Source organism: Pseudomonas sp. 43(2021), from assembly GCF_017490805.1.
Lineage (GTDB): Bacteria > Pseudomonadota > Gammaproteobacteria > Pseudomonadales > Pseudomonadaceae > Aquipseudomonas.
Map to the genome: position 1 here is coordinate 1 of NZ_JAFGYJ010000346.1, position 492 is coordinate 492.

Below are 492 nucleotides of genomic sequence, written 5' to 3' on the forward strand. Positions count from 1 at the left end.
GCATCGGCTGGCCGGCCAGATCGAGCATCGGTCAGCACTGGGCTGCCGGAGTCCTGCATTTTCTCCCGGCGCTGTGCGCATTCACCGCGCCGACGCCGCTGTCCTACCAGCGTTTGCAGCCGCACCACTGGAGCGCGTCGTACGCCTGCTTGGGGCAGCAGAACCGTGAAGCGGCGCTGCGCATCTGCCCGACTGTGACCTTGGGCGGCAAGTCCGCCGCGCAGCAGTTCAACCTGGAATTCCGCGCCATGGACGCTACCGCCTCGCCGCATCTGGCCATGGCTGCGCTGCTAATTGCCGGGCGACTGGGCATCGAACAGCGTCTGGCGCTGAACGCGGTTACCGATGAAATTCCCGATTCACTCAACGACGAACAACGCAAGGCCCGGGGCATCGTCGCCCTGCCCGCCTCGCTGGCCCAGGCGCTGGATTGCCTGCGTGACAGTGCAGCCTTCAACGAATGGCTGCCCAAGCCGTTGCTCGACACTTATT

Annotated in this window: 1 pseudogene; it reads left to right on the forward strand. The window is 65.2% G+C overall.

The features are described 5' to 3' along the window. Positions 1-492: pseudogene (locus J5M71_RS27565) on the forward strand (glutamine synthetase); the annotation flags it as partial.